Raw genomic sequence first — 26,691 nt, forward strand, 5'->3', positions numbered from 1 at the left:
GTGGTGAAATCGGCATGAATCTGAGTCTTTACGGCTACCAGGACACATGGATCGCTGTCGATTGCGGCATGATGATTCGCCAGGATCTCCCAGGCAGTCCTCTTCAGATACCCGACCTGGCAACACCGAACGAGCTTGGTATCCAGCCTCAGGCCATCGTCATCACTCATGGTCATGAGGACCATATTGGCGCTGTCGCTTGGCTATGGCCACAATGGCGCTGCCCCGTACTGGCAACACCGCTTGTTGCTGCCATGTTGCGCGATAAATTCGCTGAACGAGGCCTGACAGACCAGGCTATCGAGGTCATCGACCCAGGTGATGCTCGCGACATTGGCAACCTGTCGCTGCGGTATCTACCGCTTCCCCACTCGATTCCGGAAAGCTGCGCCCTGCTGATCCAGGCAGGAGATTATCGGATATTGCACACCGGTGACTGGAAACTGGATCCTGATCCCGTCATCGGGAGCCCCATCGATACCGAGCTGTTCAAGGCAGTATCTCCATTGCACCTGGTCGTCGCTGATTCCACCAATGCCCATCTTCCTGGACATTCCCGCAGCGAAGGCGAAGTCGCCCGCGCCCTGCAGAGTGCCATTGCCGAATGTACCGGACGTGTGGTCGTCAGCTGTTTCGCCAGCAACCTGGCACGCGTACTCTCCATTGGGCGCGCTGCGGCCCGCTGTGGGCGCCGCGTCAGCTTGCTCGGACGCTCCATGGAACGCCTGGTGGGACATGCACGCCGATTGGGATACCTGGATGATTTTCCCCCGCTGGTACCGGTGTCAGACCTGGGCTATCTCCCTGCAGAAGAAGTACTGGTCATTGCGACCGGCAGCCAGGGAGAACCACGTGCAGCCCTGGCCCGACTTTCTCAAGGACGGCATCCTCATTTCGAACTGACCGCAGGTGACAGCGTCATCTTCTCGGCCAAGGCCATTCCTGGTAATGAACACCTGATTGAACGCCTCAAGCGTGCACTGGGGCGTTACCAGGTCGCCATCATGGATGAGTTCAGCCATCCCCAGCTGCATGCATCGGGCCACCCAGCACAAGAAGAACTGGAGCAGCTCTACGCTTGGCTGAAACCCCAGCATCTGCTGCCTGTACACGGCGAACAACCCCATCAGCAAGCACATATGGCGTTGGCTGAACGTCTCGGGATCAAGTCCCCCTTACGGCCCATCAACGGCGACTTGATCCGTTTTGATCACAACGGCCTTCAACGGGTGTCACAGCATTCCCAGTCAGCGCGCATCGTCACTCAAAACCAGCTGTCGCCTGTCCGCAAGCCCAGCCAGGCCCGCCATGGAGCCCTTAGCCTGGCCATCACCCTGATTGCCAGCGATACGGGCTGGACTCGCATAGGGCGCCTGATGATCGACAGCAGCCAATGCAGTGCCATGGACGAGGACAGTTTCAGCGACTGGCTGGATGAACAACTGTGCAGCATATCCTGCGATACCCTTCTGACTTTGCGCCAGGTGTTATATCCACGCCTGCAGCAATGGCTGCATACACACCTTCACCGCTTGCCCGAAGTACACTTGCAACTGATGGCCACCGAAGCCGAAACACTTGCCGATAGCTTGTCCTGAATAGACAAGCCAAACATGCCAGCATGGTTTTGATGCTAAAAAATATGCCGACTTCAGGCATGAAGCCCGGGCCGGCATATTTTGGCGGAAGGACGACAGGCAATCGAGCCTTGTCCTCACGCTAGTAACGCTTACTCGATGCTAGTAATGATTACTTGGGATTCTTCGGCGGACGACCACGCTTACGCTTGGGCTGCTCGGCAACCAGATCCTCAAGTGACAGACCCGCTTCACTGATCTGCTCACGAATCTCAGCCAGCTTGCGCGCCTTTTGCACTTCTTCTTCCTGGCGTACACGGTCTTCATCTTTCTTCGATTCGATAACTTCTTCGATAACTTCAAGAAGTTTCTGCAGCTGTTCCATGCTCAGCTGACGAGCAGCAGCGCGAGCAACATTCTTGTTCCGAGCAATGCGCTCGAGAGATTCGCTGGACATATATTCCTCCATGCCTTGAAAAATAAAGGCTGACACCTTTAAGCACCTGTGAAAAGTATATGCTCTACCCAAGTCTTGGCAAGAAATTCTAGTAATTTTGTCCACACAAGACATATAAAAAAGGTGCCGCGCTGGCACCCTCTTTAATTGCAAAGTAGCAGTCTCTCCAACGTACTACCATGTCTTCAACGGTCATCAACTACGTTATTTGCTGCACACTCTCGCCCGGGCAACCGCACTATCCTCCAGTCATATTCATGAAGCGCACGACCTGAATATCGCCATCAGTAGTGAAATGGTGTTTTTCCGGTTTAAGGTGCATTGCCTCAATGATGGACTGCTTGAGGCGCTCCTTGTCTCCTGGATAACGGCGCAACACTGCCCTCAAGTCCACCGAGTGTTCATTCCCCAGGCATAACAACAGACGCCCTTCCACAGTGACCCTGACACGGTTACAGCTGGAACAGAAGTTATGGCTATGAGGAGAGATGAACCCTACTCTGATATCGCTATCGACCATGCGGTAGTAGCGTGATGGGCCTGGGGTGGTTTCCGCCGTGGGAGTCAGTACATGACGCTTCTCGATCAACGCCATGACATCGTCGCTTGAACAATAAGTCTCGGCACGAGAATGATCTGACACATCACCCAGAGGCATTTCCTCTATAAAACTGATATCGAGACCTTGCTGACGGGAGAATTCCACTAGATCCAACACTTCATCATCATTGCGTCCCTTGAGAACCACGGCATTGAGCTTGATGCGCTCGAAGCCGGCATCCTGGGCTGCATGAATACCATCAATCACCTTGCTCAAGTCCCCCGTACGAGTCAGGCGACGGAAGCGCTCGGGATCAAGGGAGTCCAGGCTCACATTGAGACGCTTGAGGCCTCCTTGACGCAACGATTCGGCATGACGACGCAATCCCGCCCCATTGGTGGTCATGGCAAAGTCCTTCAAGCCCGGTAATGCTCCAATGGTCGACACCAGATTATCAATGTTGCGTCTCACCAGGGGTTCACCACCGGTCAAGCGAATCTTTTCTACACCAAGTTCAGTGAAGGCCTCGGCAACCAGGGAAATTTCTTCCAGCGTCAACACCTGGGCACGGGGCAGAAACGTCATCTCCTCGCTCATGCAATAGACACAGCGGAAGTCACAGCGGTCGGTCACCGAAAGGCGGACATAAGACACCCTACGGCCAAAGTCATCGATCAACGTTTGTGTCATGGTGACTCTCTCTCCCAGCGCTGAGCGTCGTGATGATCCTGCTCGCGCTCCGATACCCAGTAATCTCCACTGGCAGTATGTTCCTTCTTCCACAGCGGAGCACGGGTCTTGAGATAATCCATCAGAAATTCGCAGGCTTCGAATGCCGCCCGGCGATGTGCACTGGCAACCACTACCAATACGATAGGATCTCCAGGGGCCAGGCGTCCAACTCGATGAATGATGCTCACTGCATCGATCGGCCAGCGTTCCCGGGCTTCATCGATAATCTGTGCCAGAGCCACCTCTGTCATGCCGGGATAATGCTCCAGAGTCAGCGCCGTTACTTCAGGCCGCTCATTGAAATCCCGTACCAACCCTGTAAAAGAGACCACCGCCCCTATATCACTACGCCCCGCAAGCAATAACTGCTGCTCAGCCCCCGGATCAAAAGCTTCCTCCTGAACACGGACCTGACTTCGAAGCATGGATTTATTGTTGTTCGCCAGCATTGGCTTATCCCCCTGTCACAGGCGGGAAAAAAGCCACTTCGTCACCTTCCGTGATAGCCGAAGAATCCCCCGCCATGACATGATTCACTGCGCACAACACCTGTGCATCATTTAGATACTGAAAACGCTTATCCATTCTGCCGAGCTGTGCCTTCAGTCCGGCCACGTCCGCACTGGGCAGGCTGGCGAAAGTGACAGATGTTTCCTCGACACCAAGTCGTTCGCGCAGCTCAGCCAGGCAGCGCACATGCACGACAGCACTGGTCGTCTTCACAACACTCTCGGTCGTATTCGATCTATTCTCTGGCATTGGCGCTTCCGCTGCTGTCACTCCCCCCTGATCAGTCACTTGATTCTGATCCGCCGAGTGACCCAGCGCGATATTGCGGCAATAGTCACCCGACTTGCCCCCGGTCTTGGTCTCCAGGTGCACCGCTCCTATTTCCATATCCTTGTCGACTGCCTTGCACATGTCATACAGCGTCAAGCAGGCCACCGATACAGCCGTCAGGGCTTCCATCTCGACGCCCGTGCGTCCATTCAGGCGGCACAATGCGCGGACCCTTACACAGCCAGACTCACGATCGATATCAAAATCGACCGTCACCTTGCTCAAGGACAGGGCATGACACAGGGGAATCAGTTCATGAGTGCGTTTAGCGGCCTGAATGCCAGCAATACGAGCTGTCGCCAGCACATCTCCCTTTGGCAGACGTCCCTCCACCAACAAGTCCAGGGTTGCAGGCGCCATGAAAACTGCTCCACTCGCCGTGGCCTCTCGACGCGTTTCAGCCTTGTCGCCCACATCAACCATATGGGCCTCGCCACGTTCATTCAGATGAGTCAGCATGTCACGGCTCTCACTAATAAATTCAAGAAAAATGAGATTCAAGGAAAACGAAACAGTGGGTGGATAGTGACAATTTCACCAGGGTTGGCACTCTCCATGTCATCACCCACCTCAACCAGGCAGTCGGCTACCACCATCGATGACAGGATGCCGGATCCTTGTGCCCCAGTAGGTATGACATGCAAGCGTCCATCTTCATCGCAGCTCAGCCTGCCACGACAGAAATCGGTGCGGCCAAGGCGGCTGTTGAAGCGGCCATCCGCTACCGCCCGTTGGCGTAGTGGGGCCTGGGAGACGCCCTGCATCACTCTCAACAGGGGGGCGACAAAGCACAGGAAAGTCACCATACAGGCCACCGGATTGCCCGGCAGGCCGAGAAACGGCACTTGCTGCTCCCCCAGGGTACCACACGCCATGGGACGCCCTGGGCGCAAGGCAATACGCCATAGTGTCAGACGGCCCATGGACTCCACTGCCGCCTTGGTATAGTCAGCCTGCCCAACCGATACCCCACCACTGGAAATCACGAGATCCGCGACCTCGGCAGCCTGGACCAGCCGTGCGACAAGGGCATTGTAATCATCTCGGACAATGCCGAGATCCATGACCTCGACACCATGCTCCTGCAGCAAGCCAATCAATGAATAACGATTGGCATCATAGATAGCTGCTGCGTCTCGGCCATCACCTGGTGCAGTGACCTCATCGCCGGTAGAAAACACCGCGACTCTCGGACGACGCCACACAGTGACATTCGCTTGTCCCACTGAAGCAAGAAACCCCAATGCCGCAGCATCAATACGCGAGCCTGCCTCCAGAGCCACTTGCCCTCTGGCGATATCCTCTCCCGCCATGCGCACATGCTGGCCACCTTTCACCCGATCTGCCGCATCAATATTCACTCGGTCACCATTGATGGTGACCTGTTCTTGCATGATGACAGTATTGGCGCCTTCAGGCAGCGGCGCTCCCGTGGTGATGGAGATACATTCTCCCGGCCCCAGGCGCCCTTGCCACGGTTGACCAGCCAAGGCCTGGCCCACCAATCGCCATTCAGCAAGAGATTCTCCTGCGCCTTCCTCGGCACAGGGCCAGTTCAGAGCGATGCCGTCCATCGCAGCATTGGTATGGCCAGGAACATCGAAAGCGGCTATCACCGCTTCCGCCAGCACACGTCCATGGGCATGCGCCAGGACAACCTTCTCCGACGCCAACGGCGCGGATACCAATGTGAGCAATGATGCCCGTGCCTCACTGACACTGAGCATCCTTTCGCCGAGCTCAAAACAGGACAACGTGGTCATGAAGGTTCCTCTTGGCCGGCTGAGGGCTCTTTTGGAACAGCTGAAGGCTCTTCTTGGCCGGCTGAGGACTCTCTTTGACCAGCTGAAGGCTCTCTTTGGCCGGCTAAAGGCTCTCTTTGGCCGGCTGAGGGCTCTTCTTGACCAGCGATACGGCATTGGCTCGCCAACGTGGAGCATGTATCAGGCCAGGCAATGACCCAATGACGAATCCAGGCCGCAATGGCGTCGTGATCATTGAGATCCAGTTCCGCCACACCATCCGGCTCGGTAATAGTGGCATCACTGGCAATCGCCCTGACCCATGAATCCTGCGAGGCAAGCAGGGGCTGGCCAAGAGCAGGACGATAAAGCTCAAGCTTGGGCAACGGCCAGTCCTTGAATCCTTCCACCAGAATCAGGTCAGGCGCAGTGGGCATGACCATGCGGATCAACATGGCCAGGTCGGCTTCCTCGGCCTCTGGCGTTTCCATCATCAAGGCATAACGTCGTGAAGAAGCGACCAGCATTGGCATGGCGCCAGCCTGACGCAGGCGATGGCTGTCCTTGCCTGGCTGATCGACATCGAAGCGGTGATGAGCATGCTTGATCACGGCAACACGCAACCCCGATGCCCTGAGCCTTGGCAGCAAGCTTTCCAGCAACGTGGTCTTTCCCGTACCACTCCATGCTGCAATGCCCAGAATGGCGACCTCAGGACAAAATTCCAGCTCATGGGATTGCACTGCAGTCATGGCTGAGCTCCTGTGACAGCGGCCTCCAGTGCCAAGCGCTCCTCTTCCGTATTCAGGTTGGCAAAGGCAGCAGGACAGTCGGACATATCGACCTGGCACCAGGCATGCTGTTCATACCAGCGCAGAATCTTGCGATCGCCCTGCTCCAGCGCCCGACGCAGGTCGTGACGTAACTCACGCCGAATGATAGCTACCACGGGATGCATTCTTTCACCGTCGAAGGCGTATGCGATATCGACTTTCTCACCATCCGTCACTTTCTGTGCAAGCCCGGCAACCATGCGAGGCACCAGGCCTTTCGGCAATGCCGGGCTGTCACAGGGAACGAACACGACCCACTCGGTGGTTGCTGCACACAAGCCACTGTAGATCCCCATCAGCGGCCCTTGATAACTTTCCTGGCCATTTTCCAGCATCCGGTCTGACACCACGCGATCCGACAGTTGTGCGTAGCGTTCGAGATGCCGGTTGGCATTGATCAATACTTCCGACACATGAGGCCTTAAACAGCCCACAGCATGGGTGACCAACGGAGCGCCAGCGAAGTCCACCAGCCCCTTGTCAATGCCTCCCATGCGCCGGCCCTGCCCTCCAGCCAGGACCACGCCGGTCAAAGCGTGCAGCGCGATTTCTGCCACTGTCATTACCTCAAAACAAGTTGCCTGCTACCTCACACCCAAGTTACCCGTTACATCAAACTGAAGTTACCTCAAACCGAAGTGTGCTGTTTCATAACTGTCATCATGCCTTACAGGGACGCCACCCGCCATGCCGGTGGTGTCGCACTAGGCCACAAGGGAGTATCATTTGTGCACCATATTGCACAACGCTACAGAAATTATCTGAATACAGTACGGCTAGGCCGTGGTGGACAATCCTATGGAAGACGGCTTTAATGTCGGCGCTCGTCTGCGCCAACTCCGCCAGGAACGACAGCTTTCTCAACGCGAACTCGCCAAGCGGGCGGGAGTCACCAATAGCACCATCTCTCTGATCGAGCTGAATAACGTCAGCCCATCCGTCAGTTCTCTGAAAAAGATTCTTGACGCTCTGCCTATCTCCATCAGCGCTTTCTTCGCTGGTGACGAGCCTAATCATCCCAGCCCTTTCTATCGTGCTGCAGAGCTCACCGACATCGGCGACGGTCAACTGATCTGGAAACTCGTCGCCGCGCGGCGGCCAGATCGCCGCATGTCCATCTTGCATGAGCGCTACCCTCCAGGTTCCGATACCGGCGAAGACATGCTCGAACACGATGGAGAAGAAGGCGGTGTCGTTGTCACAGGCCAGATCGAAATCACCGTCAATGGAGAAGTTTCTCTGCTGGGGCCGGGAGACGCCTATTATTTCGACTCGCGCCTGCCTCATCGGTTTCGCAATATCGGTGACGAAGAGTGCATCCTGATCAGCGCCAACACGCCACCAACGTTCTCGGATGGAGGACAGGAATTGCATCACGCTTGATCTGTGTCATCAAGCAACCGAAGGGGCTGCTGACAAAGGTCACGAGCGATGGTCAGGCAAGGCAAAATCCGCCGAAAAAGCGCAGTTTACAAGGTGTAAATGAGCATTTTGAGACGGTTTGACTCGCTTCGCTCGCCCTTCGGGCCAGCCTTTGGCTGTTGACTCCGCTTCGCTCCGGCTCACGCCGCATGGCCGAGCGCAGTAGTTTGTCAGCAGTCTCCAGCAAAACGCCCTCGACTCCTTGGTGAGTGCGAGGGCGTTTTCATATGACTGGGGCCCTGCGACTCGTTCAGGCCACAGGATGCATCGATACGAACGTCAGGACTGCTCCGCCTTCGGCAGCACCAGGTTCAGAACGATACCGACCAGAGCCGCCAGGCTGACGCCCTGCAGAGTGAACTGCCCGCCACCGAATTGCATGCCACCGATGCCGAATACCAGCACAAGAGACACAATCACCAAGTTGCGCGGAGCCGTCAGCGGCTTGCCCGCACGTACCAGGGTATTCATGCCAACCACCGCAATGGAGCCAAACAGCAGGGTCATGATGCCTCCCATCACTGGACCAGGAATGGTCTGCAGAATCGCACCCAACTTGCCGACAAAGGCCAGGATAATGGCCGTGAACGCCGCCGCTATCATGATGCGTGGATCAAAGGCTCTGGTCAGGGTAACGGCGCCCGTCACTTCCGAATAGGTCGTGTTGGGAGGACCACCGAACAGTCCGGCGGTCATGGTGGCCAGTCCATCTCCCAGCAAGGTGCGGTGCAGGCCAGGCTTTTCCAGGTAGTTCTTTCCCGTCACTGAGCCAATCGCCACCATGTCACCAATGTGTTCCACGGCTGGAGCAATGGCTACAGGAATCATGAACAGAATGGCAGCCCAGTGAAAACTGGGAGCCGTGAAAGACGGCATGGATAGCCAGGAGGCCTCACGCACCGGGGTAAAATCGACGACTCCCATCATCAGAGCCAGCACATATCCCGTCACAATCCCGCCGAGGATAGGCACCAGGCGCAACAGTCCACGACCGAAGACCGCCAGGATCAACGTGACCAGCAGGCTGGACATGGAAAGCACCATGGCTTGACCATAGCCAATGCCATCACTGGTTTCCCCGCTGGCCATGCTCACGGCTACCGGCGCCAGCGCGAGGCCGATCACCATGATCACCGGACCTACCACGACCGGGGGCAGCAGACGATGCAGCCAGGCCGTGCCCTTGAGACGCACAGCTTGTGAGATAGCCACATAGACCAGGCCAGCCGCGATCATGCCCCCAAGGGTCGCCGATACTCCGAAACTGGCTACCGATCCCTGGATCGGAGCAATAAAGGCGAAGGATGAAGCAAGAAAGACCGGTACCGACATGCGCGTAGTGGCATGGAATACCAAGGTACCGATGCCCGCAGTGAACAAGGCCACATTCGGGTCCAGCCCTGTCAGCAGCGGCACCAGCACCAGGGCCCCGAAAGCCACGAACAGCATCTGGGCTCCAGTGATCATGGTGCGAGGCAGTGAAGTCATCACCATGCGCTCTTCTGAGTTCGAGGGAGACAAGGAAGGGTCGGTCATCAGGGGCTCCGGGTAGGCATCGGCTGAAAATGGTCGCCATGTTACCAATTTCGTCCGTTGACTTATTACTGATCGCATCATTTCAAGCTCACGCGGCCTCAAGCCTTCGACCTCAAACCTTCAAAGTCACGCGATCGCAAACAAAGCCCCCCGATGATAAAAACTCATCAGGGGGCATTGCCTTCTCTTGCTCTTTTACGCCTCCTACTCTTTCTATTCTTCTCCCACGTTTTTCAACCACTCTCGGCTTCGCTCTCGCACCGGCTTCACTCCTTGGTGCCAGCCGACATCCACTCTTCCATCATCTCATCGTAAGGTACCGTTGTGCCCTGCGGCATTTCATCACCCAGCTTGGCTTTTGGAGCACCTGGCCTGGACAACCACTCCTCTGGATCCACTTCGTCATTGAGCACGGGTTCATAGGTGCTGAAGATCTTGGCACGAGCCAGGCGCGCCATGATGTTGTCCAGATCGCCAGCCAGATTGTCCAGCGCCTCCTGAGCGCTGATATCACCGCTCACTGCCGGAGCCAGGTTCTCCCACCACAGCGGTGCCATGCGTGGATAATCCGGCACATTGGTCCCCGTGGGCGTCCACTTCGACTCGTTGGGACTGCGATAGAACTCGACAAAACCACCCAGCTTCGGTGCCATTTCGGTCATCTGGTCTGAGAAGATGTCGGAGCGCCGAATCGGCGTCAGACCGGCCATCAGTTTCTCGAGAGAGACGGTCTTGGACACCGTGAACTGGGCAAATAGCCAAGCCGCACTGCGGCGGTCCTCTGGTGTGGAGTCAAAGAAGGTCCAGGCCCCCACATCCTGATAGCCTACCTTCATGCCGTCTTCCCAGTACGGCCCTACCGGTGACGGTGCCATCCGCCACTTGGGATTACCCTCATCATCCGTCACCGCGACATCCGGGCTGACCATATCCGCGGTAAAGGCGGTGTACCAGAAGATCTGCTGGGCGATATTGCCCTGCGCCGGTACCGGACCTGCCTCACCAAAGGTCATGCCTTGTGCTTCAGGAGGCGCAAAGTCGCGCAACCACTCGACCATCTTGGTCACCGCGAATACAGAGGCCGGAGAGTTGGTAGCGCCACCTCGGCTGACACTGGCCCCAACCGGATGGCTCTCTTCATCGACACGAATCCCCCAGTCGTCCACCGGGTTACCGAAAGGCACACCAGGGCTGCCCATCCCCGCCATGGATAGCCAGGAGTCATGGAAGCGCCAGCCCAGGGAGGGGTCGCGGCGGCCATAATCCATATGCCCATAGACCTTGTGGCCATCGATCTCGCCAACATGCTTGGAGAAGAACTCGGCGATGTCCTGGTAGGCCGTCCAGTTGGTCGGTACACCCAGGTCGTAACCGTAGATATCATGGAACTGTTTCTGTAGATCTTCTCGCTGGAACCAGTCGTAGCGGAACCAGTAGAGATTGGCAAACTGCTGGTCCGGTAGCTGATAGATATTGCCATCCGGCCCAGTGGTGTACTGGATGCCAATGAAATCCTCCAGGTCCAGCGTCGGCAGCGTCAGGTCCTTCCATTCATTTTCCATGGCCTCGGTGAGATTGATGGTCGTGCCATAGCGAATATGCGTACCGATGGAGTCCGAATCATTGACATAGGCATCGTAGATATTGCGTCCGGACTGCATCTGCGTCTGCATGTTCTGGACCACATCACCTTCACCGATGATGTTATGAGTGACTTCGATTCCGGTGAGTTCATTGAACGCCGGCACCAGCACATCCCGCTCCCATGTATGGGTTGTCAGTCCCTCCGCCACGGTATTTATCTGCATGCCACGGAATGGTTCAGCCGCCTTGGCAAACCATTCCAGCTCGGCAATCTTTTCTTCCCGGGTCAATGTGGAGTTCTGGAACACTTCATCGGCCAAGCGCTCAATGAGGGCCTGTTTATCCTCCTGCGCCTCCACGGAGGTGGACGCCAGCATGACCGCAGCAGTCATCCAGACGCTTCGCTTCAATGTCGCTTTCATGATCACCTCTCTCTCGTTGTTATGTTAGATCGTTATGTTGGTTCGTTATGTTGGTTCGTTATGTTGGTTCGCTATATTGGTTCTCTATATTGGATCCTTATGCTCGATCGTCATGCTTCGTCGTTTACCGCGTTGTCATGCTCCGTCGTCATGTTGAATCACCATGCTCATCCCCAGCGCAGCAGGATCAGCATCCACACCACCGACACCCCCAACGCCAGCCAAAGGCTCACAGAAGTAAAGCCCACCACAGCAAGATGGATATAGGCTGCCGACAGCATGCCGATGAAAAACCGATCGCCGCGAGTGGTGGCAATCGGTAGAAAACCTCGCCGCTCCACTGTCGGAGATGCCAGCTCCCAAAGTGTCATGCCGACCAGCATCAAAGCGACAATGGCAAAGAAGATTGCAGTGGGAACGGTCCACACCATCCAGGACATGTGCAGCCCTCCTCAGGTACGCCCCAGGGCAAAGCCCTTGGCGATATGACGTCGAACGAAGAACACCACCACGATGCCCGGTACGATGGTCAGTACTCCGGCAGCCGCCAACGTGCCCCAGTCAATGCCCGATGCCGTGGAAGTGCGCGTCATCACCGACGCAATGGGCTGTGCCTGCGTCGAAGTCAAGGTGCGGGCGAGCAGCAGTTCCACCCAGGAGAACATGAACAGGAAGAACAGCGTCACGCCGATGCCGGAGCGGATCAGCGGCATGAAGACGCGCAGGAAAAAGCGTGGAAAGCTGTAGCCATCAATGAAGGCCGTTTCGTCGATTTCCTTGGGCACACTGCTCATGAACCCCTCGAGAATCCATACCGCCAGGGGGATGTTGAACAGGCAATGAGCCAATGCCACGGCGATATGCGTGTCGAACAACCCGATGGTGTAATACAGCTGGAAATACGGCAGCAGGAATACCGCAGGTGGCGCCATCATATTGGTCAGCAGCCAGAAGAACAGGTGCTTGTCGCCAATGAACTGGTAGCGGCTGAAGGCGTAGGCCGCAGGCAATGCCACCGACATGCTGATGGCCATGTTCATCAACACATAGATAATGGAATTGACATAGCCCATGTACCAACTGGAAGAGGTGAATATCTTGATGTAATTGGCGAAGGTAAGATTCTCTGGCCACAGCGTCAGAGCCCCGAGAATTTCCCGATTGGTCTGCAGCGACATGTTGACCAGCCAATAGATCGGCAACAGCACAAACAGCACATAGGCACCCAGCAGCACGGCTCGTTTAAGCATCGGGGCTCTCCCCACGGCGGTCTTTCTGCAGGTTCATGATGGCGGTGTAGAACACCCAGCACACCAGCAGAATGATGAGGAAATAGATCAGCGAGAATGCTGCAGATGGCCCCACATCGAACTGTGCCGTCGCCATGATGGCCAGGGATTGACTGAGGAAAGTGGTCGAACTGCCCGGGCCTCCCCCGGTCAGTACAAAGGGCTCCGCATAGATCATGAAAGAATGCATGAAACGCAGCAGTACCCCGATGACCAGCACATTGGTCAGCTTGGGTAACTGGATATAGCGGAATACCGCCCAGCGTGAAGCACGATCGATACGTGCCGCCTGGTAATAGGCTTCGGGAATCGCTTGCAGACCGCTGTAGCAGAGCAGTGCAATCAATGACGTCCAGTGCCACACATCCATCAGGATGATGGTGGCCCAGGCATCGATGGAGCTTGCCGTGATGTTGTAGGGATAGCCCAGTTGCCTCAGACTCCAGCCCATCAGACCGATGTCGCCGCGGGTGAAGATCTGCCAGATGCTGCCCACCACATTCCACGGAATCAGCAATGGCAGGGTCACCAGTATCAGGACCAGGGAGGCCTGCCATCCTCGTTTGGGCATCAGCAGCGCAACTCCGATCCCCAGCGGCACTTCGATGGCCAGAATGGTCAGCGAGAAAGCAAACTGACGAGCCAGGGCAGCCTGCAATCCTGGGTTATTGAGTGTATCGACGAACCATTCGACACCCACGAAATATCGGGTATGTGGATCAAGAACGTCCTGGACCGAGTAGTTGACCACCGTCATCAGCGGCACAATGGCGGAGAAGGCCACCAGCGCCAACATCGGCAATACCAGCCACCAGGCCCGATTGTTGCGCACCTTGTTCATGCCTTCTCCTCCCCATCCTGCCCGTTCCCTTCTCCATGGGGCCCATCCTCTTTGCCATGAATCCCACCTGTCTCTACACGGTACTCATCCACATACAGGCCCAGATGTTCCGGCGGAAAGCGTATGTATGCCCTTTGCGCCGGTAATGTGCGCCCTTCCTCTACTCGCGCCTTGAGCACGACCTGACCAAGTCTCACGCTAAGAATGGAGAAGGTGCCAAGGTCCTGACACTGATCCACACTCACTTCGGTGAAACCCTCACAGGGTTCCGTGGACACTTCCACGAACTCAGGGCGAATCCCCAGTTTCACCGTTGCAGTACCTGCCAATGCCTTCTCGATCGCCACTTGTACGGACTCATCCACGTCAAGAGGGCTGCCTTGGCACACCACCCGCCCATCGGCCATATCCACTTCGAGAAAATTCATTCCCGGGCTGCCGATGAAGTAGCCGACGAAGGTATGGGCTGGGCGCTCGAACAACTCGCGTGGCGTACCAAATTGCACGATCTGGCCTTCGTACATCACGGCAATCTTGTCGGCGAAGGTCGAGGCTTCCAGTTGATCATGGGTGACATAGATCATGGTCACCGCGAAACGCTGATGGATTTCCTTGAGCTTGCGGCGCAGCTTGAACTTGAGCTGTGGATCAATCACCGTCAGAGGTTCATCGAACAGAATGGCCGCCACATCGCTGCGCACCAGCCCCCGTCCCATGGAGACCTTCTGCTTCTCATCAGCAGTGAGATTGCGGGCCTTGCGTTTCAGGTGACTGGTCAGTTCCAGCGCATCCGCCACTTCGTGCACCCGCTCCCGGATCTGTGCCTCAGGCACGCCTGTATTGCGTAGCGGAAACGCCAGATTGTCGAACACCGTCATGGTGTCGTAGACCACGGGAAACTGGAAAACCTGGGCAATGTTGCGCTCTTGAGGCGGTAACTCGTTGACTCTCTTGTCATCGAAAAGCACATCGCCCTGGGACGGTGCCAGCAACCCTGACATGATATTGAGCAGCGTCGACTTGCCACAGCCGGAGGGACCGAGCAGCGCATAGGCACCACCCTGCTCCCATACATGATCCATGCTCCGAATGGCATAGTCCTCGCCCTTGTTCGGGGACGACTGATAACTGTGTGCCAGTCCGGAAAGCGTGATATCGACCATTCAGTTGACCTCCCCATCAACATTATCAGCACGCTGAGGGGCCCCAGGTATGTACAGCGTGGTGCCGTCATCCGCGAAGGCATAAAGCCGGTGAATGGGGAAATAGAGCCTGACTTTCTGATTGACATCAAAAGCATGCACACCCAACAGATGCGCTACCATCGCCCCCTTGGTGTGATGCACATGGAGAAACGTTTCCGAGCCGCTGATCTCGGCCAGGTCGACAACGACATCCAACGCCAGATCATCATTGGCCTGAGGAGACAGCGATAAATGAGCCGGGCGCACGCCAAAGCGGAAGTGCCCCTCCCCCAACCCTCGCAGCCCCCGGTCCAGAGCAAAGTGCATGTCATCGCCAAAGGTGACTTCATTGGCATGGATATGCCCACCAATCACGTTCATTGGTGGTTCGGAGAACATTTCTGCCGAGGTGAGCGTATTCGGCCGCCGAAACACATCCGCTGTCGGGCCGTACTGCATCAGCCGTCCTTCATGAAGCACGGCGGTATGACCGCCCAAAGCCAGGGCTTCGCTAGGCTCCGTGGTGGCATACACGACAATGCAATCCCGGGCAGCGAATAACGCCCCCAGTTCCTCACGAAATTCCTCGCGCAACTTGTAATCCAGATTGACCAGGGGTTCGTCGAACAGCACCAGGCTGGCATCCTTGACAAGCGCACGAGCCATGGCCGTGCGCTGCTGCTGCCCCCCGGACAGCTCCAGCGGCTTGCGCGACAACAGATGGTCGATATGCAGCAGACTGGCCACCTCCTGCACCCGCGCATCGATCTCCTTGCGCGGCACCTTGGCAAGCTTCAGTGGCGAGGCAATATTGTCGTGGACCGTCTGGTGGGGATAGTTGATGAATTGCTGGTAGACCATCGCCACATTGCGTTGGCGAACGCCCAACCCCGTGACATCTTCTCCGTCCATCAACACGCGACCACTTGTTACCTGATCGAGGCCTGCCATCACCCGCATCAGGGATGTCTTGCCGGCCAGAGTGCGGCCAAGCAACACATTGAAGGACCCTGGCTCCAGGGTCATCGACACCTCATCAAGATGCACTTCATTGGCCACCACTCGGGTGACCCCTTCCAAGGTCAATGACATAGGCGATCTCGTCCGTCATTCGTTCCCGCTTCGAGGGTCCAGATAAACGTTAGTAGAGATTCGCTTTAGCCTCACGGATGTTTACAAACGAAAGTCTTTCAACGCCTGTGGCCATTGCAGCCAATCAGCGACAATCGATTGATTCTTATTCTATTTGCAGGAGGTTCAAACTTTTGTCTAAACGACCAAAATCGAGTGTCCGCACGACCTTTTCGCATAAAAAAAGATGGATGTTCGCTTACGAACATCCATCTTTCACATTCAAGCCCGCCACGGACCAAGCCGTGCGGAAAAGTCAGCCTTGGTTTGCAGTCTTCGCTGCGCTCCAGCTCGCAGCATCACCGAGCGCAGACACTTTTCCTACAAAGCCTAGCGAGTACCAAAGATCTTGTCTCCCGCATCCCCCAACCCCGGAACAATATAGCCATTCTCATCGAGGCGCTCATCCACGGCTGCCGTATAGATCTCGACGTCCGGATAGGCTTCCTGCACTTTCTGGATACCTTCCGGTGCCGCCACCAGCACGATGACTTTCATCTGCGGGCAGCCACGCTCGCGCAGCATGTCCAGGGTCGCGACCATGGAACCGCCAGTGGCCAGCATCGGGTCGATGACGATGGCCATGCGCTCTTCAAGATCATTGGCAAACTTGGAGAAGTATGGCACAGGCAGCAGGGTTTCTTCGTCGCGATACAGGCCCACCACACTGACACGGGCACTGGGAATCAGGTCGGTGACCCCTTCCAGCATTCCCAGGCCAGCACGCAGAATCGGCACTACCGTGACCTTCTTGCCCTTGAGCTGCTTGGCCTGAATGGTATCGCCGCTCCACCCTTCGATATCGGTGGTTTCCAGTTCCAGATCCTGGGTAGCTTCATAGGTGAGCAGCTTGGCGACTTCACCGGCCAGCTCACGGAAACTCTTGGTACTGAGCCCTGCTTGACGCATCAGCCCCAGCTTGTGCTGGACGAGAGGATGATTGATGGCATGGACGCTCATGAGCAGACCTCTTTTTAGGTTGCGGCAGATTTTCGAATGCGACGTTCATGGGTCGCAACAATGGGTACGACGAGGTTTGTCGCGGTCATGTTCACGCGACATCGGCCGCGTGAACAATGCGACGGCTTCGGGTCGCAATAAAAAACCGGGCGCATTCTACCTGCATCTTGCTGTCCGGTTAAGCGTCAACGCAATCTGGCGTCGCCGGCAACTGCCAATCCACAGGAGTACGACCATTCGCCTGCAGAAAGGCGTTGGCCTGGGAAAAATGGTGGTTGCCAAAGAAACCGCGATGAGCCGACAAGGGAGATGGGTGCGGCGATTCCAGCACCAGGTGCCGATGGCTATCGATCAGGGCCTTCTTCTGCCGTGCATGGCTACCCCACAGCAGGAACACCGAGGGCGAAGCATGAGCACTGACTGCCTGAATGGCCCGATCGGTAAACGTTTCCCACCCCCTGCCACGATGCGACGCCGCGATACCCTGCTCCACCGTCAGTGACGTGTTGAGCAGCAATACCCCCTGACGCGCCCAGGATTCCAGATGACCATGGTTGACCGGCGTGACACCAAGGTCCTCCTGCAACTCCTTGTAGATGTTGATCAATGAGGGTGGCGTTTTCACACCAGGGCGTACCGAGAAGCATAGACCATGGGCCTGGCCCGGCCCGTGATAAGGGTCCTGACCAAGGATCACCACCTTGACCTGATCCAGAGGCGTCAACTCGAAGGCTCGGAACCAGTCCGCAGAATGCGGATAGATGACCTTCCGGTTCGCCTTTTCCGCCGCCAGGAATTCACGCAGCGCCCCCATGTAGGGCTGCTCGAACTCGCCACCAAGCCACTGCTGCCAACTTTCAGGGAGCACCTGCGCCATCATGTTCACTCCCCGGCAGCAGAGTTTTGCAGATCGGATCGGCGTTGATCCACCAGCGGTTCTACATAGGCCACGCCCATGTCCCACGGAAACTGAATCCAGCAATCCTGGGCCACCTCGGTGAGGTACTGGTCTACCAGCGGGCACCCCTCGGGCTTGGCATAGATGGTCACGAATTGGGCCTTGGGCAGCATTTCGCGCACCGCCCTGGCGGTCTTGCCCGTATCGACCAGATCATCGACCAGCAACCAACCCTCGCCATCATGATCGACGCCCTTGAGCACATGCAGGCTATCCTGATCCATGTGGTCGTAACTCTTGATACAGACAGTATCAATCAGGCGGATATTCAGTTCGCGGGCAATCAGGGCTGCCGGGATCAAGCCGCCACGGGTGATCGCGACGATCCCCTTGAAGTCCTTCTCCATCAGCCGATGGCATAGCTCGCGCACATCGCGATGCAGCTGGTCCCAGGAAACGGTGAAATGCTTGTGGTAACGACCGCTCATGCTTCGTCCTCAGTAAAACTGCATACTGCGAAGACACTGTAGCCAGCATCACGCACTTTCTGGCTACCGCCCAGGTCCGGCAAATCAACGATAGCAGCGGTCTCGACCACCTGGCCGTGACTGCGCTTGATCAGTTCGGCCGCTGCCAGCATGGTGCCTCCGGTGGCGATGAGATCATCCATGATCAGGATGCGGTCGCCATCACGAAAGGCGTCGGCATGCATTTCCACCTCGGCCTGACCATATTCCAGCGTGTAGGTCTGGCTGATCGTCTGGAAAGGCAACTTGCCTTTCTTGCGCACCGGTACAAAGCTGCAGCCCAGCTCGTAGGCCACAGGTGCACCAATGATAAAGCCACGGGCATCGATAGCGGCGATGGCATCCAGCTGCATCTCCTGATAACGGTGCACAAAGCTGTCAATCAGCTTGCGGAAAGCCGCACTGTTCTGCAGCAATGGCGTGATGTCACGGAAATTGACACCTTCCTGGGGCCAATCGGGAACAGTGCGAATGACAGACTTGATATAGTCGCCGTAAATGCTCATGGCTGTCTCAGTCATAGGATTCGTCAATACAGGTTGGTCAATGAAGCGTCAGTCGAGAAAACGGTAGCCAGGACCATACGGCGCAGGCTACCGAGCGAAAAGCCATCAATCGATGAAAATCAGCTTGAAGGCAAACAATATACCAAGGATCACCACAGCGGAGTTGAGGTCACGGAAACGGCCGGATAACGCCTTGATCGCCACATAACTCACGAACCCCAGGGCAATGCCCTCCGCGATGGAGAACGTCAGCGGCATGGCCAGGGCAGCAATCATCACCGGGGCCGCTTCCGTCGCATCGTCCCAGTCCACATGGGCCAGGCTGCCGGTCATCAACGCGGCCACATACAGCAAGGCTCCTGCTGTGGCATAGGGAGGAATGGAGCCCGCCAGAGGAGAAAAGAACAACCCGCACAGGAACAGCACCGCTACCACCACAGCAGTCAGGCCGGTACGCCCACCGGCAGCGATACCCGCGGTGCTTTCCACATAGCTGGTCGTGGTCGAGGTGCCCAGGGCGGCCCCCGCCATGGTCGCCGTGGAGTCGGCCATCAGGGCACGTCCCAGGCGCGGCAGCTTGCCATCCTTGTCGAGCAGGCCACCGCGATGAGCCACGCCGACCAGGGTGCCGGAAGTGTCGAACAGGTCAACGAACAGGAAGGCAAACACCACACTGATCATGCCGACGTCTAAAGCACCACTGATATCCAGTTGCAGGATTGTCGGTGCGATGGAGGGCGGCATGGAGACCACACCGGCGAACTCGTTGTGTCCCAGCAGCATGGCCAGGATCGTGACGCCGAGGATGCCGATCATCACGGCTCCTGTCACACGCAGGTGAGCCAGTGCCGTGATCAGGAAAAAGCCTCCCAGGGCATACAACGGTGCAGGCTGGGACAAGTCCCCCACACTCACCAGAGTGGCAGGGTTATCAACAACAATGCCGGCATTCTTCAAGGCAATCATGCCAAGGAACAGACCGATCCCTGCGGCAATACCCAAGCGCAAGGTCATGGGAATGGCATTGATGATCCATTCCCGAATACGAAAGATGCTCAGCAGGAAAAAGGTCACACCCGATAGAAAGACACCGCCCAGGGCCACCTGCCAGGTATGTCCCATACCAAGGACCACGCCATAGGTGAAGAAGGCGTTAAGCCCCATTCCCGGCGCCAGAGCGACGGGATAGTTGGCCCACAGCCCCATCACCAGGCAGCCTATCGCAGCAGCCAGACAGGTGGCGACGAACACAGCTCCATAGTCCATGCCCGCTTCGGACAGGATGCTGGGGTTGACGAAAATGATGTACGCCATGGTCAGGAAGGTGGTAATACCGGCGATGATTTCCGTCTTGACGTCAGTGTTGTGCTCACCGAGCTTGAAGTATCGGTCAAGCGCGCCCCGTGGGCGACTCAGGCTGTTGTCGGGTGTGGACATGCGCAATATCCTGCAGAGGGTCATGATGTGTCGGCTCTGGGCAGCTCATTGCCCAGAGCCTGAATAAACATTACAAGTTTATAGCGTAGCGCTATTTATTGATTCAGCGATTGGCCAGCACTCGTTCTACGGTTTCCACGATGGCTTGGGTCTGGGGGTCTATCTCGATATTCACTCGATCTCCCGGACAACGCTCGGCCAATGTTGTACGCGCGAGCGTTTCTGGGATCAGATCAACACAGAAGTCGGTCCTGCTCTGCTCCTTGCTTGTCGCATTGCGCACGGCGCCAATGGTCAAGCTTGCTCCATCGACACCGATATAGCCCTTGGCAAATACGAACCGATCCAATCCTTCGGGCAAGCGGAACCACAGCCGGCGATTGTTGGGAGCTTCATCGATCTCGACCAGCTCGGCCATGCCCATCACATGCCCAGACATCGCATGGCCACCGATCTCATCGCCAAAGCGCGCAGCCCGTTCCAGGTTGACTCGATCGCCCACCTTGACGGCTCCTAGATTGGTCACTCTCAAGGTCTCGCGCATCAGGTCGAAGCTGACACGCTCCCCTTCAATGGACGTTACCGTAAGACAAGCACCGTTGTGCGCCACGGATGCACCGATTTCCAGGCCTTCACGCAGCTCGTCGGACATGGCCACGACATGGGTACGAAAAGCTTCGGCCTCCTGGATGGCCACTACCTCAGCAGTGCCCTGAATTATTCCGGTAAACATCTCGGCTCCTGACGTCGATCTATGTAATGAAGCTGTCAACCCGGCACGGTATAAACGCCTGATCACATGCAGCCAGCATGCATGAGCGCAAGATGAGCATGGCAAACGGGTGACTGAACGGGTTGCTGAAAGAGCCGCATAGTCTAGGCGGCAACAGGCTGTTGGTCCATGCCATCTCGTATTCCGCTCTGATTCACAGCTTGGCACAATGGCGAACGTCGGTGGATGAAAGCAGCGTGCGACAGCGCGAGAATGGAAAAATCAAACACTTGTTCCGAAATTGATTGACAGCCTCGCCTGCGCCCCCTATTCTTGCGCGCTACATTTTCAGGCGCCGATTTGTACCCGGATTGCGGGCGCCCGTGTGGAGAAGCTCACAAGGCATCTCCCCATGAAGTGCAGCTAAAAGGGTGTGTCCAGCGTTGATGGCCACCCGTCAGGGTGGCCTTTTTTTGCCTACCCTACTTTCTCTTCCTGCTCTTCTTCTTGCTCTGTTGCCCGCCTCCGCCGTCCCATCGTCGCCACTGCGGTAGCCAACATGATACGACTGCATAACGTTTCCAAGACCTTCGGCGCCGGCCCTCGAGCGGTCACGGCACTGAAGAGCATTGATCTCCACGTTCCCAAAGGCCAGATTCATGGCGTCATCGGCCTTTCCGGTGCCGGCAAGTCGACCCTGATTCGCTGCGTCAATCTGCTCGAGCGCCCCACGACAGGCAGTGTGTTCGTCGATGACAAGGAACTGACCGCTCTGTCAGAAGAGGCTCTGCGCGAAGCGCGTCACCGCATCGGCATGATCTTTCAGCACTTCAATCTGCTGACATCACGCACCGTGTTCGACAACGTAGCGCTGCCGCTGGAATTCATGAAGCTGTCCAAGAATGAGATTGCCAGCCGCGTCACACCGTTGCTCGATCTCGTTGGCCTGAGCGACAAGGCCAATCAGTACCCATCGCAGCTGTCCGGTGGACAGAAGCAGCGCGTTGCCATTGCCCGCGCCCTCGCCAGCCGCCCTCAGGTGCTGCTGTGCGACGAGGCCACCTCGGCCCTGGACCCACACACCACCACCTCTATCCTTGAGCTGCTGCAGGACATCAATCAGAAGCTTGGTTTGACCATCCTGTTGATCACGCATGAGATGGAAGTGGTCAAGACCATCTGCCATCGCGTCAGCCTGATTTCCGACGGCGAACTGGTCGAAGAAGCCGAAGTCGGCGATTTCTTCACCGCGCCACGCACTCAACTGGGTCGCCACTTCCTCAACGACTTCCTTGAGCTGGAACCTCCTCGGGGCTTGATCGAACGCCTGCAGGGCAGTCCAAGCGACAACAGCCACCCCGTCGTACGCCTGGGCTTCTCGGGAGATGCGGTATCCACCCCGCTGATCTCTCGCCTGGCACGCGAATGCGGCGTGGATGTCAGCATCCTGCAGGCCAAGGTCGAATCGATCCAGGATCGCACCCTGGGCCTGATGATCGCAGAGCTGATGGGCGACGAAGCCGATACCCAACGCGCCATTGCCTATCTGGAATCCCATGACCTGACCGTGGAGGTGCTCGGCCATGTCCAGCGCACTGCTTAATCTGATTCTTTCAGCCACCGCCGAGACCCTCTACATGGTCTTTGTGTCTGGCGTGCTTTCTGCCCTGGCCGGCATTCCCCTCGGCGTACTGCTGTATGTGACACGCCCCGGGCAGATTCTGCCCAATGCAACTTTGAATTCAGTGCTCGGAATCATCACCAATGTTGGCCGCTCGATCCCCTTCATCATTCTGATGGTGGCGTTGATCCCCTTCATTCGCATACTGGTCGGTACTTCCATCGGTACCAATGCTGCCGCCGTGCCTTTGACCATTGCCGCCATCCCATTCGTTGCCCGCCTGGTAGAGGGATCTCTCAATGAGGTATCTCCCGGCCTGATCGAAGCCGCTCAATCCATGGGCGCAACTCCTTGGCAGATCATTACCAAAGTACTGCTGCCAGAAGCTCGCGGCGGCATCTTCACTACCCTGACCATCACAGTGGTCACACTGGTGAGCTATTCCGCCATGGCCGGCGCGGTAGGCGGCGGCGGGCTCGGCGACCTGGGCATCCGCTACGGCTATATGCGCTATGATTCCACCGTCATGCTGATCACCGTCGCCATTCTGGTGGTCATGGTTCAGGGCTTCCAGAGCCTGGGCGACTACCTGGTGCGCAAGAGCGACCATAAGTGAATCTCGATGTATTTCAGGCTTCGCTAATAGCTAAAAAGAATTACACCACTGCCTCTTATTCCAGTAACATCATCTGGAACCACGCATTCAGCACGTACGAACCACTGATAAGGAAGACTTCGACATGCGCAAGACTCTGATTGGTGCCCTAGCGATCTCCACTCTGTCTCTCGCCGTTGCTCAGGCCAATGCCGCCGAAATCAAGATCGGCACCGTAGCGGGCCCAGAAACTGACGTCATGCAGGTCGCCGCCGATATCGCCAAGCAAAAGTTCGACCTGGATGTGGAAATCGTCGAGTTCACCGACTACGTCACGCCCAATGCCGCCCTGGCCGACGGCAGCCTGGACGCCAATGCCTACCAGCACGAGCCGTACATGAACGCAATGGTGCGCGACCGTGGCTATGACTTCGCCATTGCTGGCCGCACCTTCGTCTACCCGATTGGTGCTTATTCCGAAAAGTACGACAACATCGATGATCTGCCGGATGGCGCTACCATCGCCCTGCCTAACGATCCGTCCAACGAAGGCCGCTCGCTGATCCTGATGCACAACCTGGGCCTGATTCAGTTGGATGATCCGGAGAACCTGGAAGCCACACCGCTGAACGTGAGCGAGAACGAGCACGACTACAAGTTCCGCGAGATCGAAGCCGCGCAGCTGCCCCGCGTGCTGCCTGACGTCGACATGGCCTTCATCAACAACACCTTCGCCCAGCCGGCAGGCCTGAGCCTCGATGACGCGCTGATCAAGGAAGGCCCCGAGTCTCCCTACGTCAATATCATCGCCGTGCGTGCAGGCGACGAAGACCGCGAGGAGATCAAGCAACTGGTCGAGGCTTATCAGTCCGACGAAGTTGCCGCCAAGGCTGATGAGCTGTTCAAGGGCTCAGCCGTTCCTGGCTGGGAATAATCCCGCCTCACGGCAGGATTCACGTCCAGTTTCACGCCAGAGAGGCCAGCCCAGCGCTGGCCTTCTCCTTTTGGCTTGAAAGAAAGTACTGTTGGTTTGAAAGAAAGTACTTTTGCTTCGTTAGAAAGTACTGATGGTTTATTAGAAAGCACTGATGGTTTCAAAGAACGCACTTTTGGGCTCGTTAGAACGCCCTTTTGTCTTGTAAGGAAGCACCATGCCCGACTATTCCCTGCTCGCCCGCCAACTGAAGGCCCTGCTGGATACCCGCGACTGGCTGACCAATAGCGCGCAGACCAGCGCCTTTCTGATGCAGGAAATCCCTGACTTGAACTGGGCAGGCTTCTATCTGCAACGCAGCTCCGAGCAACTGACACTTGGCCCCTTCCAGGGCAAGCCTGCCTGCAACCCGATCCCTTTCAGCAAGGGAGTATGCGGTGCAGCAGCACGCACCCGGCAAACGCAGCGTATTGATGATGTGCATGCCGTAGCCGACCATATCGCCTGTGACAGCGCATCCGAATCAGAACTGGTGGTGCCCATTCTCGACACCAACGGCGCATTGTGGGGCGTCCTGGATCTGGACAGCCCAAGGAAAGCGCGCTTCAGCGAGGCCGATCAGGCAGGCATCGAGGCCCTGGTCGAGATTTTCTGCCAGGCCTCCGATCTCGATTGAGCGGCCTGCTTCAGACAAGTAAATTCAGGCAAGCAACACGAAAAAGCCCAGCGTGGATACGCTGGGCTTTTGCAATCTGGTAGGACCAGGCGGATTCGAACCGCCGACCTCTACCATGTCAAGGTAGCGCTCTAACCAACTGAGCTATGGTCCTAGGGTATTCTTTCCTCAAGAGCTCTGACGACAGCATATGCAAACTGGTAGGACCAGGCGGATTCGAACCGCCGACCTCCACCATGTCAAGGTGGCGCTCTAACCAACTGAGCTATGGTCCTGCTGCCAGACAGATGTTGCAAGAGACTCAAGTGGTAGGACCAGGCGGATTCGAACCGCCGACCTCTACCATGTCAAGGTAGCGCTCTAACCAACTGAGCTATGGTCCTATCTTTAGCAATCTCAAATTTGACTGCTGCGTACTCGTTTCTACGTACTTGAGTGTCTATCGAAGAGGGCCAATGAAAGACGCCTCCCTCGGCAACGGATGCGTATTCTACCCATCCCACCCGCAAATGCAAGCCTTTGATGTCTCCGAATGATTTTGGAATTTGCCCCGTCGCCAGAGCCGCCATGTTCGATTACGATCATGACAAGCCTGCAGCAATCATTTCTCCAAGTCAGGATTCTGCCAGAGTCGGGATTTCTTCAGAATCAGGGTCAAACAAAGTCAGGGTTCCGCCAAAGTCAGTGGAGTGTCACATGAACCAACAACAACGTCAGGATGCCATCATTGAGCTGGTCAGTCGCCAAGGATATGCTAGCATCGAGCAACTGACTGAACATTTCGCGGTCACCCCTCAGACCATCCGCCGCGACCTCAATGCGCTGGCCAGCGAAGGCAGGATTCGCCGAGTGCATGGTGGCGCAGGTCTCGAGTCGAGTACGGTGAACACCGCCTATGCCACGCGCAAGACCCTGAACCTCGATGCCAAGCGGCGCATTGCGACCCATGTCGCTCAACATGTGCCTCATCATTCATCGTTGTTCATCAATATCGGCACCAGCAATGAACTCGTGGCAGAAGCCCTGCTCGAGCACCAGGGCCTGGAGGTCATCACCAACAACCTCAATGTGGCCGCCATTCTGCATCACAAGGACGACTTCAATGTCATCGTCGCCGGTGGCCAGGTGCGTTCACGCGATGGGGGCATCATTGGCGAAGCCACCATCGACTTCATCAACCAGTTCAAGGTCGACATTGGCCTGATCGGCATCAGCGGCATCGATGAAGATGGCTCCCTGCTCGAATTCGATTACCAGGAAGTACGCGTCGCCCAGGCCATCATCCACAACTCCCGCCAGGTATTCCTGGTGGCCGACCATTCAAAATTTCACCGCAACCCCGTGGTTCGCCAAGGAAATGTATCCCAGCTGGACGCCCTGTTCACCGACAGGGAACCCCCATCTTCCATCAGACGTCTGTTGCTCGATAATGACGTAGCTCTGCATATTGCCTGATCGCCCACTGCAATCTGTCAATCCGCAGCTACCTGCCAATCCACAGCTACCTGCCAGCAATGTTCAACGTCATTGGACTCATGAGTGTCTATAAGTTCACCGACAAGCACGACTTGCCGGGGCAAGCCGCATGCGACTAAAGCACGACATAACACGCTTTCGCCGTAGTTGCTCGCAAGACATCCTGTGACTAGCCTTATTTTCTAATTCGAACATTTCGCTCTTCTTTGAGGCAAAAA

27 protein-coding genes and 3 tRNA genes are annotated in these 26,691 nt (G+C 56.6%); 7 read left to right on the forward strand and 23 right to left on the reverse strand.

The genetic code is table 11. The features are described from left to right. Positions 1 to 14: 14 nt before the first annotated feature. Positions 15 to 1,598, forward strand: coding sequence for a ribonuclease J (locus tag E4T21_RS11385; RefSeq protein ID WP_149285086.1), 1,584 nt, complete (start codon positions 15 to 17; stop codon positions 1,596 to 1,598). Positions 1,599 to 1,749: 151 nt separating this feature from the next. Here the strand turns inward: E4T21_RS11385 and E4T21_RS11390 are convergent, their stop codons facing one another. The 7 genes from E4T21_RS11390 to mobA all read right to left on the reverse strand — a co-directional run bounded on the left by E4T21_RS11390 (position 1,750) and on the right by mobA (position 7,279). Then, positions 1,750 to 2,034, reverse strand: a complete 285-nt coding sequence (locus E4T21_RS11390; RefSeq protein WP_149285087.1) for an H-NS family histone-like protein — start codon at positions 2,032 to 2,034, stop codon at positions 1,750 to 1,752. A 238-nt stretch (positions 2,035 to 2,272) separates the two neighbouring features. Further along, on the reverse strand, positions 2,273 to 3,265 hold the full coding sequence (moaA, locus tag E4T21_RS11395; protein ID WP_149285088.1) for a GTP 3',8-cyclase MoaA: 993 nt from the start codon (positions 3,263 to 3,265) through the stop codon (positions 2,273 to 2,275). Continuing rightward, the gene (gene moaE / locus E4T21_RS11400; RefSeq protein WP_149285089.1) at positions 3,262 to 3,732 is read right to left on the reverse strand and encodes a molybdopterin synthase catalytic subunit MoaE; all 471 of its coding nucleotides are present in this window, start codon (positions 3,730 to 3,732) and stop codon (positions 3,262 to 3,264) included. Before moaE ends, moaA begins: the two co-directional genes overlap by 4 nt. A 28-nt stretch (positions 3,733 to 3,760) precedes the next feature. After that, on the reverse strand, positions 3,761 to 4,606 hold the full coding sequence (gene moaC, locus E4T21_RS11405) for a cyclic pyranopterin monophosphate synthase MoaC (protein WP_149285090.1): 846 nt from the start codon (positions 4,604 to 4,606) through the stop codon (positions 3,761 to 3,763). 38 nt (positions 4,607 to 4,644) lie between these two features. Continuing rightward, on the reverse strand, positions 4,645 to 5,910 hold the full coding sequence (gene moeA / locus E4T21_RS11410) for a molybdopterin molybdotransferase MoeA (protein ID WP_149285091.1): 1,266 nt from the start codon (positions 5,908 to 5,910) through the stop codon (positions 4,645 to 4,647). Then, on the reverse strand, positions 5,907 to 6,641 hold the full coding sequence (gene mobB / locus E4T21_RS11415) for a molybdopterin-guanine dinucleotide biosynthesis protein B (RefSeq protein ID WP_149285092.1): 735 nt from the start codon (positions 6,639 to 6,641) through the stop codon (positions 5,907 to 5,909). The genes moeA and mobB overlap by 4 nt, the downstream gene beginning before the upstream one ends. Continuing rightward, positions 6,638 to 7,279 carry a molybdenum cofactor guanylyltransferase MobA gene (gene mobA, locus E4T21_RS11420; protein ID WP_420827705.1) on the reverse strand — a complete coding sequence of 214 codons (642 nt, stop codon included), beginning with the start codon at positions 7,277 to 7,279 and terminating at the stop codon, positions 6,638 to 6,640. The genes mobB and mobA overlap by 4 nt, the downstream gene beginning before the upstream one ends. A 241-nt stretch (positions 7,280 to 7,520) precedes the next feature. Here mobA and E4T21_RS11425 point away from each other — a divergent pair, with 241 nt between their 5' ends. Then, positions 7,521 to 8,105, forward strand: a complete 585-nt coding sequence (locus E4T21_RS11425; protein ID WP_149285094.1) for a cupin domain-containing protein — start codon at positions 7,521 to 7,523, stop codon at positions 8,103 to 8,105. A gap of 318 nt (positions 8,106 to 8,423) precedes the next feature. On the opposite strand, the gene E4T21_RS11430 is transcribed toward E4T21_RS11425, so the two are convergent. From E4T21_RS11430 to E4T21_RS11490, 13 genes are all read right to left on the reverse strand, one after another. Further along, positions 8,424 to 9,638: a uracil-xanthine permease family protein gene (locus E4T21_RS11430; protein ID WP_149287169.1), complete on the reverse strand. Its 1,215-nt coding sequence runs from the start codon at positions 9,636 to 9,638 to the stop codon at positions 8,424 to 8,426. A 308-nt stretch (positions 9,639 to 9,946) separates the two neighbouring features. After that, positions 9,947 to 11,686: an ABC transporter substrate-binding protein gene (locus E4T21_RS11435; protein WP_149285095.1), complete on the reverse strand. Its 1,740-nt coding sequence runs from the start codon at positions 11,684 to 11,686 to the stop codon at positions 9,947 to 9,949. 167 nt (positions 11,687 to 11,853) lie between these two features. Next, positions 11,854 to 12,126, reverse strand: a complete 273-nt coding sequence (locus E4T21_RS11440) for a DUF2160 domain-containing protein (protein WP_149285096.1) — start codon at positions 12,124 to 12,126, stop codon at positions 11,854 to 11,856. A 12-nt stretch (positions 12,127 to 12,138) separates the two neighbouring features. Beyond that, positions 12,139 to 12,936 (reverse strand): carbohydrate ABC transporter permease, encoded by a 798-nt coding sequence (locus E4T21_RS11445; protein ID WP_149285097.1) that lies wholly within the window; start codon positions 12,934 to 12,936, stop codon positions 12,139 to 12,141. Then, complete coding sequence (locus E4T21_RS11450) at positions 12,929 to 13,816, reverse strand: carbohydrate ABC transporter permease (protein WP_149285098.1); 888 nt, start codon at positions 13,814 to 13,816, stop codon at positions 12,929 to 12,931. The genes E4T21_RS11445 and E4T21_RS11450 overlap by 8 nt, the downstream gene beginning before the upstream one ends. Further along, on the reverse strand, positions 13,813 to 14,979 hold the full coding sequence (locus E4T21_RS11455) for an ABC transporter ATP-binding protein (RefSeq protein ID WP_149285099.1): 1,167 nt from the start codon (positions 14,977 to 14,979) through the stop codon (positions 13,813 to 13,815). Before E4T21_RS11455 ends, E4T21_RS11450 begins: the two co-directional genes overlap by 4 nt. Next, a complete protein-coding gene (locus E4T21_RS11460; protein ID WP_149285100.1) occupies positions 14,980 to 16,092 on the reverse strand; it encodes an ABC transporter ATP-binding protein in 1,113 nt (370 codons plus the stop codon). A gap of 369 nt (positions 16,093 to 16,461) precedes the next feature. Beyond that, a complete protein-coding gene (gene upp, locus E4T21_RS11465; protein ID WP_149285101.1) occupies positions 16,462 to 17,091 on the reverse strand; it encodes a uracil phosphoribosyltransferase in 630 nt (209 codons plus the stop codon). 178 nt (positions 17,092 to 17,269) lie between these two features. Continuing rightward, the gene (gene ung, locus E4T21_RS11470) at positions 17,270 to 17,968 is read right to left on the reverse strand and encodes a uracil-DNA glycosylase (RefSeq protein ID WP_187775177.1); all 699 of its coding nucleotides are present in this window, start codon (positions 17,966 to 17,968) and stop codon (positions 17,270 to 17,272) included. A gap of 5 nt (positions 17,969 to 17,973) precedes the next feature. Next, positions 17,974 to 18,477 carry a xanthine phosphoribosyltransferase gene (gene gpt / locus E4T21_RS11475; protein ID WP_149285103.1) on the reverse strand — a complete coding sequence of 168 codons (504 nt, stop codon included), beginning with the start codon at positions 18,475 to 18,477 and terminating at the stop codon, positions 17,974 to 17,976. After that, positions 18,474 to 19,022, reverse strand: coding sequence for an adenine phosphoribosyltransferase (locus E4T21_RS11480; protein ID WP_149285104.1), 549 nt, complete (start codon positions 19,020 to 19,022; stop codon positions 18,474 to 18,476). The genes gpt and E4T21_RS11480 overlap by 4 nt, the downstream gene beginning before the upstream one ends. Before the next feature lie 105 nt (positions 19,023 to 19,127). Next, positions 19,128 to 20,459 (reverse strand): NCS2 family permease, encoded by a 1,332-nt coding sequence (locus tag E4T21_RS11485; RefSeq protein WP_149285105.1) that lies wholly within the window; start codon positions 20,457 to 20,459, stop codon positions 19,128 to 19,130. 103 nt (positions 20,460 to 20,562) lie between these two features. After that, a complete protein-coding gene (locus tag E4T21_RS11490; protein WP_149285106.1) occupies positions 20,563 to 21,192 on the reverse strand; it encodes a riboflavin synthase subunit alpha in 630 nt (209 codons plus the stop codon). Positions 21,193 to 21,730: 538 nt separating this feature from the next. Between E4T21_RS11490 and E4T21_RS11495 the strand changes: the two genes are divergently transcribed. The 4 genes from E4T21_RS11495 (at position 21,731) to E4T21_RS11510 (ending at position 24,997) form a co-directional block, all read left to right on the forward strand. Next, the gene (locus E4T21_RS11495; protein WP_149285107.1) at positions 21,731 to 22,774 is read left to right on the forward strand and encodes a methionine ABC transporter ATP-binding protein; all 1,044 of its coding nucleotides are present in this window, start codon (positions 21,731 to 21,733) and stop codon (positions 22,772 to 22,774) included. Beyond that, a complete protein-coding gene (locus tag E4T21_RS11500) occupies positions 22,755 to 23,408 on the forward strand; it encodes a methionine ABC transporter permease (protein WP_149285108.1) in 654 nt (217 codons plus the stop codon). The genes E4T21_RS11495 and E4T21_RS11500 overlap by 20 nt, the downstream gene beginning before the upstream one ends. 124 nt (positions 23,409 to 23,532) lie before the next feature. After that, entirely contained in the window at positions 23,533 to 24,321 is a 789-nt protein-coding gene (locus tag E4T21_RS11505; protein ID WP_149285109.1) for a MetQ/NlpA family ABC transporter substrate-binding protein, read from the forward strand. Positions 24,322 to 24,538: 217 nt separating this feature from the next. After that, positions 24,539 to 24,997 carry a GAF domain-containing protein gene (locus tag E4T21_RS11510; protein WP_149285110.1) on the forward strand — a complete coding sequence of 153 codons (459 nt, stop codon included), beginning with the start codon at positions 24,539 to 24,541 and terminating at the stop codon, positions 24,995 to 24,997. A 77-nt stretch (positions 24,998 to 25,074) separates the two neighbouring features. Here the strand turns inward: E4T21_RS11510 and E4T21_RS11515 are convergent. The 3 genes from E4T21_RS11515 to E4T21_RS11525 all read right to left on the reverse strand — a co-directional run bounded on the left by E4T21_RS11515 (position 25,075) and on the right by E4T21_RS11525 (position 25,380). Further along, positions 25,075 to 25,151, reverse strand: a tRNA-Val gene (locus tag E4T21_RS11515). Between the two features lie 44 nt (positions 25,152 to 25,195). Continuing rightward, positions 25,196 to 25,272: transfer RNA gene (locus E4T21_RS11520), tRNA-Val, on the reverse strand. Positions 25,273 to 25,303: 31 nt separating this feature from the next. Continuing rightward, positions 25,304 to 25,380 (reverse strand) — tRNA-Val (locus E4T21_RS11525). Positions 25,381 to 25,693: 313 nt separating this feature from the next. On the opposite strand from E4T21_RS11525, the gene E4T21_RS11530 reads away from it, so the two are divergent. Beyond that, complete coding sequence (locus E4T21_RS11530) at positions 25,694 to 26,452, forward strand: DeoR/GlpR family transcriptional regulator (RefSeq protein ID WP_149285111.1); 759 nt, start codon at positions 25,694 to 25,696, stop codon at positions 26,450 to 26,452. Positions 26,453 to 26,691 lie beyond the last annotated feature (239 nt).

The sequence above is a fragment of the Halomonas binhaiensis genome (genome assembly GCF_008329985.2).
Taxonomy (GTDB): Bacteria; Pseudomonadota; Gammaproteobacteria; order Pseudomonadales; family Halomonadaceae; genus Halomonas; species Halomonas binhaiensis.

Excerpts from the sequence above, each read along its gene's own strand:
- mobB (WP_149285092.1), bottom strand. The coding sequence starts at position 6,641 with ATGACTGCAGTGCAATCCCATGAGCTGGAATTTTGTCCTGAGGTCGCC.
- E4T21_RS11390 (WP_149285087.1), bottom strand. The coding sequence starts at position 2,034 with ATGTCCAGCGAATCTCTCGAGCGCATTGCTCGGAACAAGAATGTTGCT.
- E4T21_RS11450 (WP_149285098.1), bottom strand. The coding sequence starts at position 13,816 with ATGAACAAGGTGCGCAACAATCGGGCCTGGTGGCTGGTATTGCCGATG.
- gpt (WP_149285103.1), bottom strand. The coding sequence starts at position 18,477 with ATGAGCGGTCGTTACCACAAGCATTTCACCGTTTCCTGGGACCAGCTG.
- E4T21_RS11425 (WP_149285094.1), top strand. The coding sequence starts at position 7,521 with ATGGAAGACGGCTTTAATGTCGGCGCTCGTCTGCGCCAACTCCGCCAG.
- moeA (WP_149285091.1), bottom strand. The coding sequence starts at position 5,910 with ATGACCACGTTGTCCTGTTTTGAGCTCGGCGAAAGGATGCTCAGTGTC.
- E4T21_RS11485 (WP_149285105.1), bottom strand. The coding sequence starts at position 20,459 with ATGTCCACACCCGACAACAGCCTGAGTCGCCCACGGGGCGCGCTTGAC.
- E4T21_RS11480 (WP_149285104.1), bottom strand. The coding sequence starts at position 19,022 with ATGAGCATTTACGGCGACTATATCAAGTCTGTCATTCGCACTGTTCCC.
- E4T21_RS11530 (WP_149285111.1), top strand. The coding sequence starts at position 25,694 with ATGAACCAACAACAACGTCAGGATGCCATCATTGAGCTGGTCAGTCGC.
- E4T21_RS11435 (WP_149285095.1), bottom strand. The coding sequence starts at position 11,686 with ATGAAAGCGACATTGAAGCGAAGCGTCTGGATGACTGCTGCGGTCATG.
- E4T21_RS11510 (WP_149285110.1), top strand. The coding sequence starts at position 24,539 with ATGCCCGACTATTCCCTGCTCGCCCGCCAACTGAAGGCCCTGCTGGAT.
- moaE (WP_149285089.1), bottom strand. The coding sequence starts at position 3,732 with ATGCTTCGAAGTCAGGTCCGTGTTCAGGAGGAAGCTTTTGATCCGGGG.
- E4T21_RS11385 (WP_149285086.1), top strand. The coding sequence starts at position 15 with ATGAATCTGAGTCTTTACGGCTACCAGGACACATGGATCGCTGTCGAT.
- E4T21_RS11430 (WP_149287169.1), bottom strand. The coding sequence starts at position 9,638 with ATGGTGATGACTTCACTGCCTCGCACCATGATCACTGGAGCCCAGATG.
- E4T21_RS11440 (WP_149285096.1), bottom strand. The coding sequence starts at position 12,126 with ATGTCCTGGATGGTGTGGACCGTTCCCACTGCAATCTTCTTTGCCATT.
- E4T21_RS11455 (WP_149285099.1), bottom strand. The coding sequence starts at position 14,979 with ATGGTCGATATCACGCTTTCCGGACTGGCACACAGTTATCAGTCGTCC.
- E4T21_RS11505 (WP_149285109.1), top strand. The coding sequence starts at position 23,533 with ATGCGCAAGACTCTGATTGGTGCCCTAGCGATCTCCACTCTGTCTCTC.
- ung (WP_187775177.1), bottom strand. The coding sequence starts at position 17,968 with ATGGCGCAGGTGCTCCCTGAAAGTTGGCAGCAGTGGCTTGGTGGCGAG.
- E4T21_RS11500 (WP_149285108.1), top strand. The coding sequence starts at position 22,755 with ATGTCCAGCGCACTGCTTAATCTGATTCTTTCAGCCACCGCCGAGACC.
- E4T21_RS11490 (WP_149285106.1), bottom strand. The coding sequence starts at position 21,192 with ATGTTTACCGGAATAATTCAGGGCACTGCTGAGGTAGTGGCCATCCAG.
- moaC (WP_149285090.1), bottom strand. The coding sequence starts at position 4,606 with ATGCTGACTCATCTGAATGAACGTGGCGAGGCCCATATGGTTGATGTG.
- moaA (WP_149285088.1), bottom strand. The coding sequence starts at position 3,265 with ATGACACAAACGTTGATCGATGACTTTGGCCGTAGGGTGTCTTATGTC.
- E4T21_RS11460 (WP_149285100.1), bottom strand. The coding sequence starts at position 16,092 with ATGTCATTGACCTTGGAAGGGGTCACCCGAGTGGTGGCCAATGAAGTG.
- E4T21_RS11495 (WP_149285107.1), top strand. The coding sequence starts at position 21,731 with ATGATACGACTGCATAACGTTTCCAAGACCTTCGGCGCCGGCCCTCGA.
- E4T21_RS11445 (WP_149285097.1), bottom strand. The coding sequence starts at position 12,936 with ATGCTTAAACGAGCCGTGCTGCTGGGTGCCTATGTGCTGTTTGTGCTG.
- upp (WP_149285101.1), bottom strand. The coding sequence starts at position 17,091 with ATGAGCGTCCATGCCATCAATCATCCTCTCGTCCAGCACAAGCTGGGG.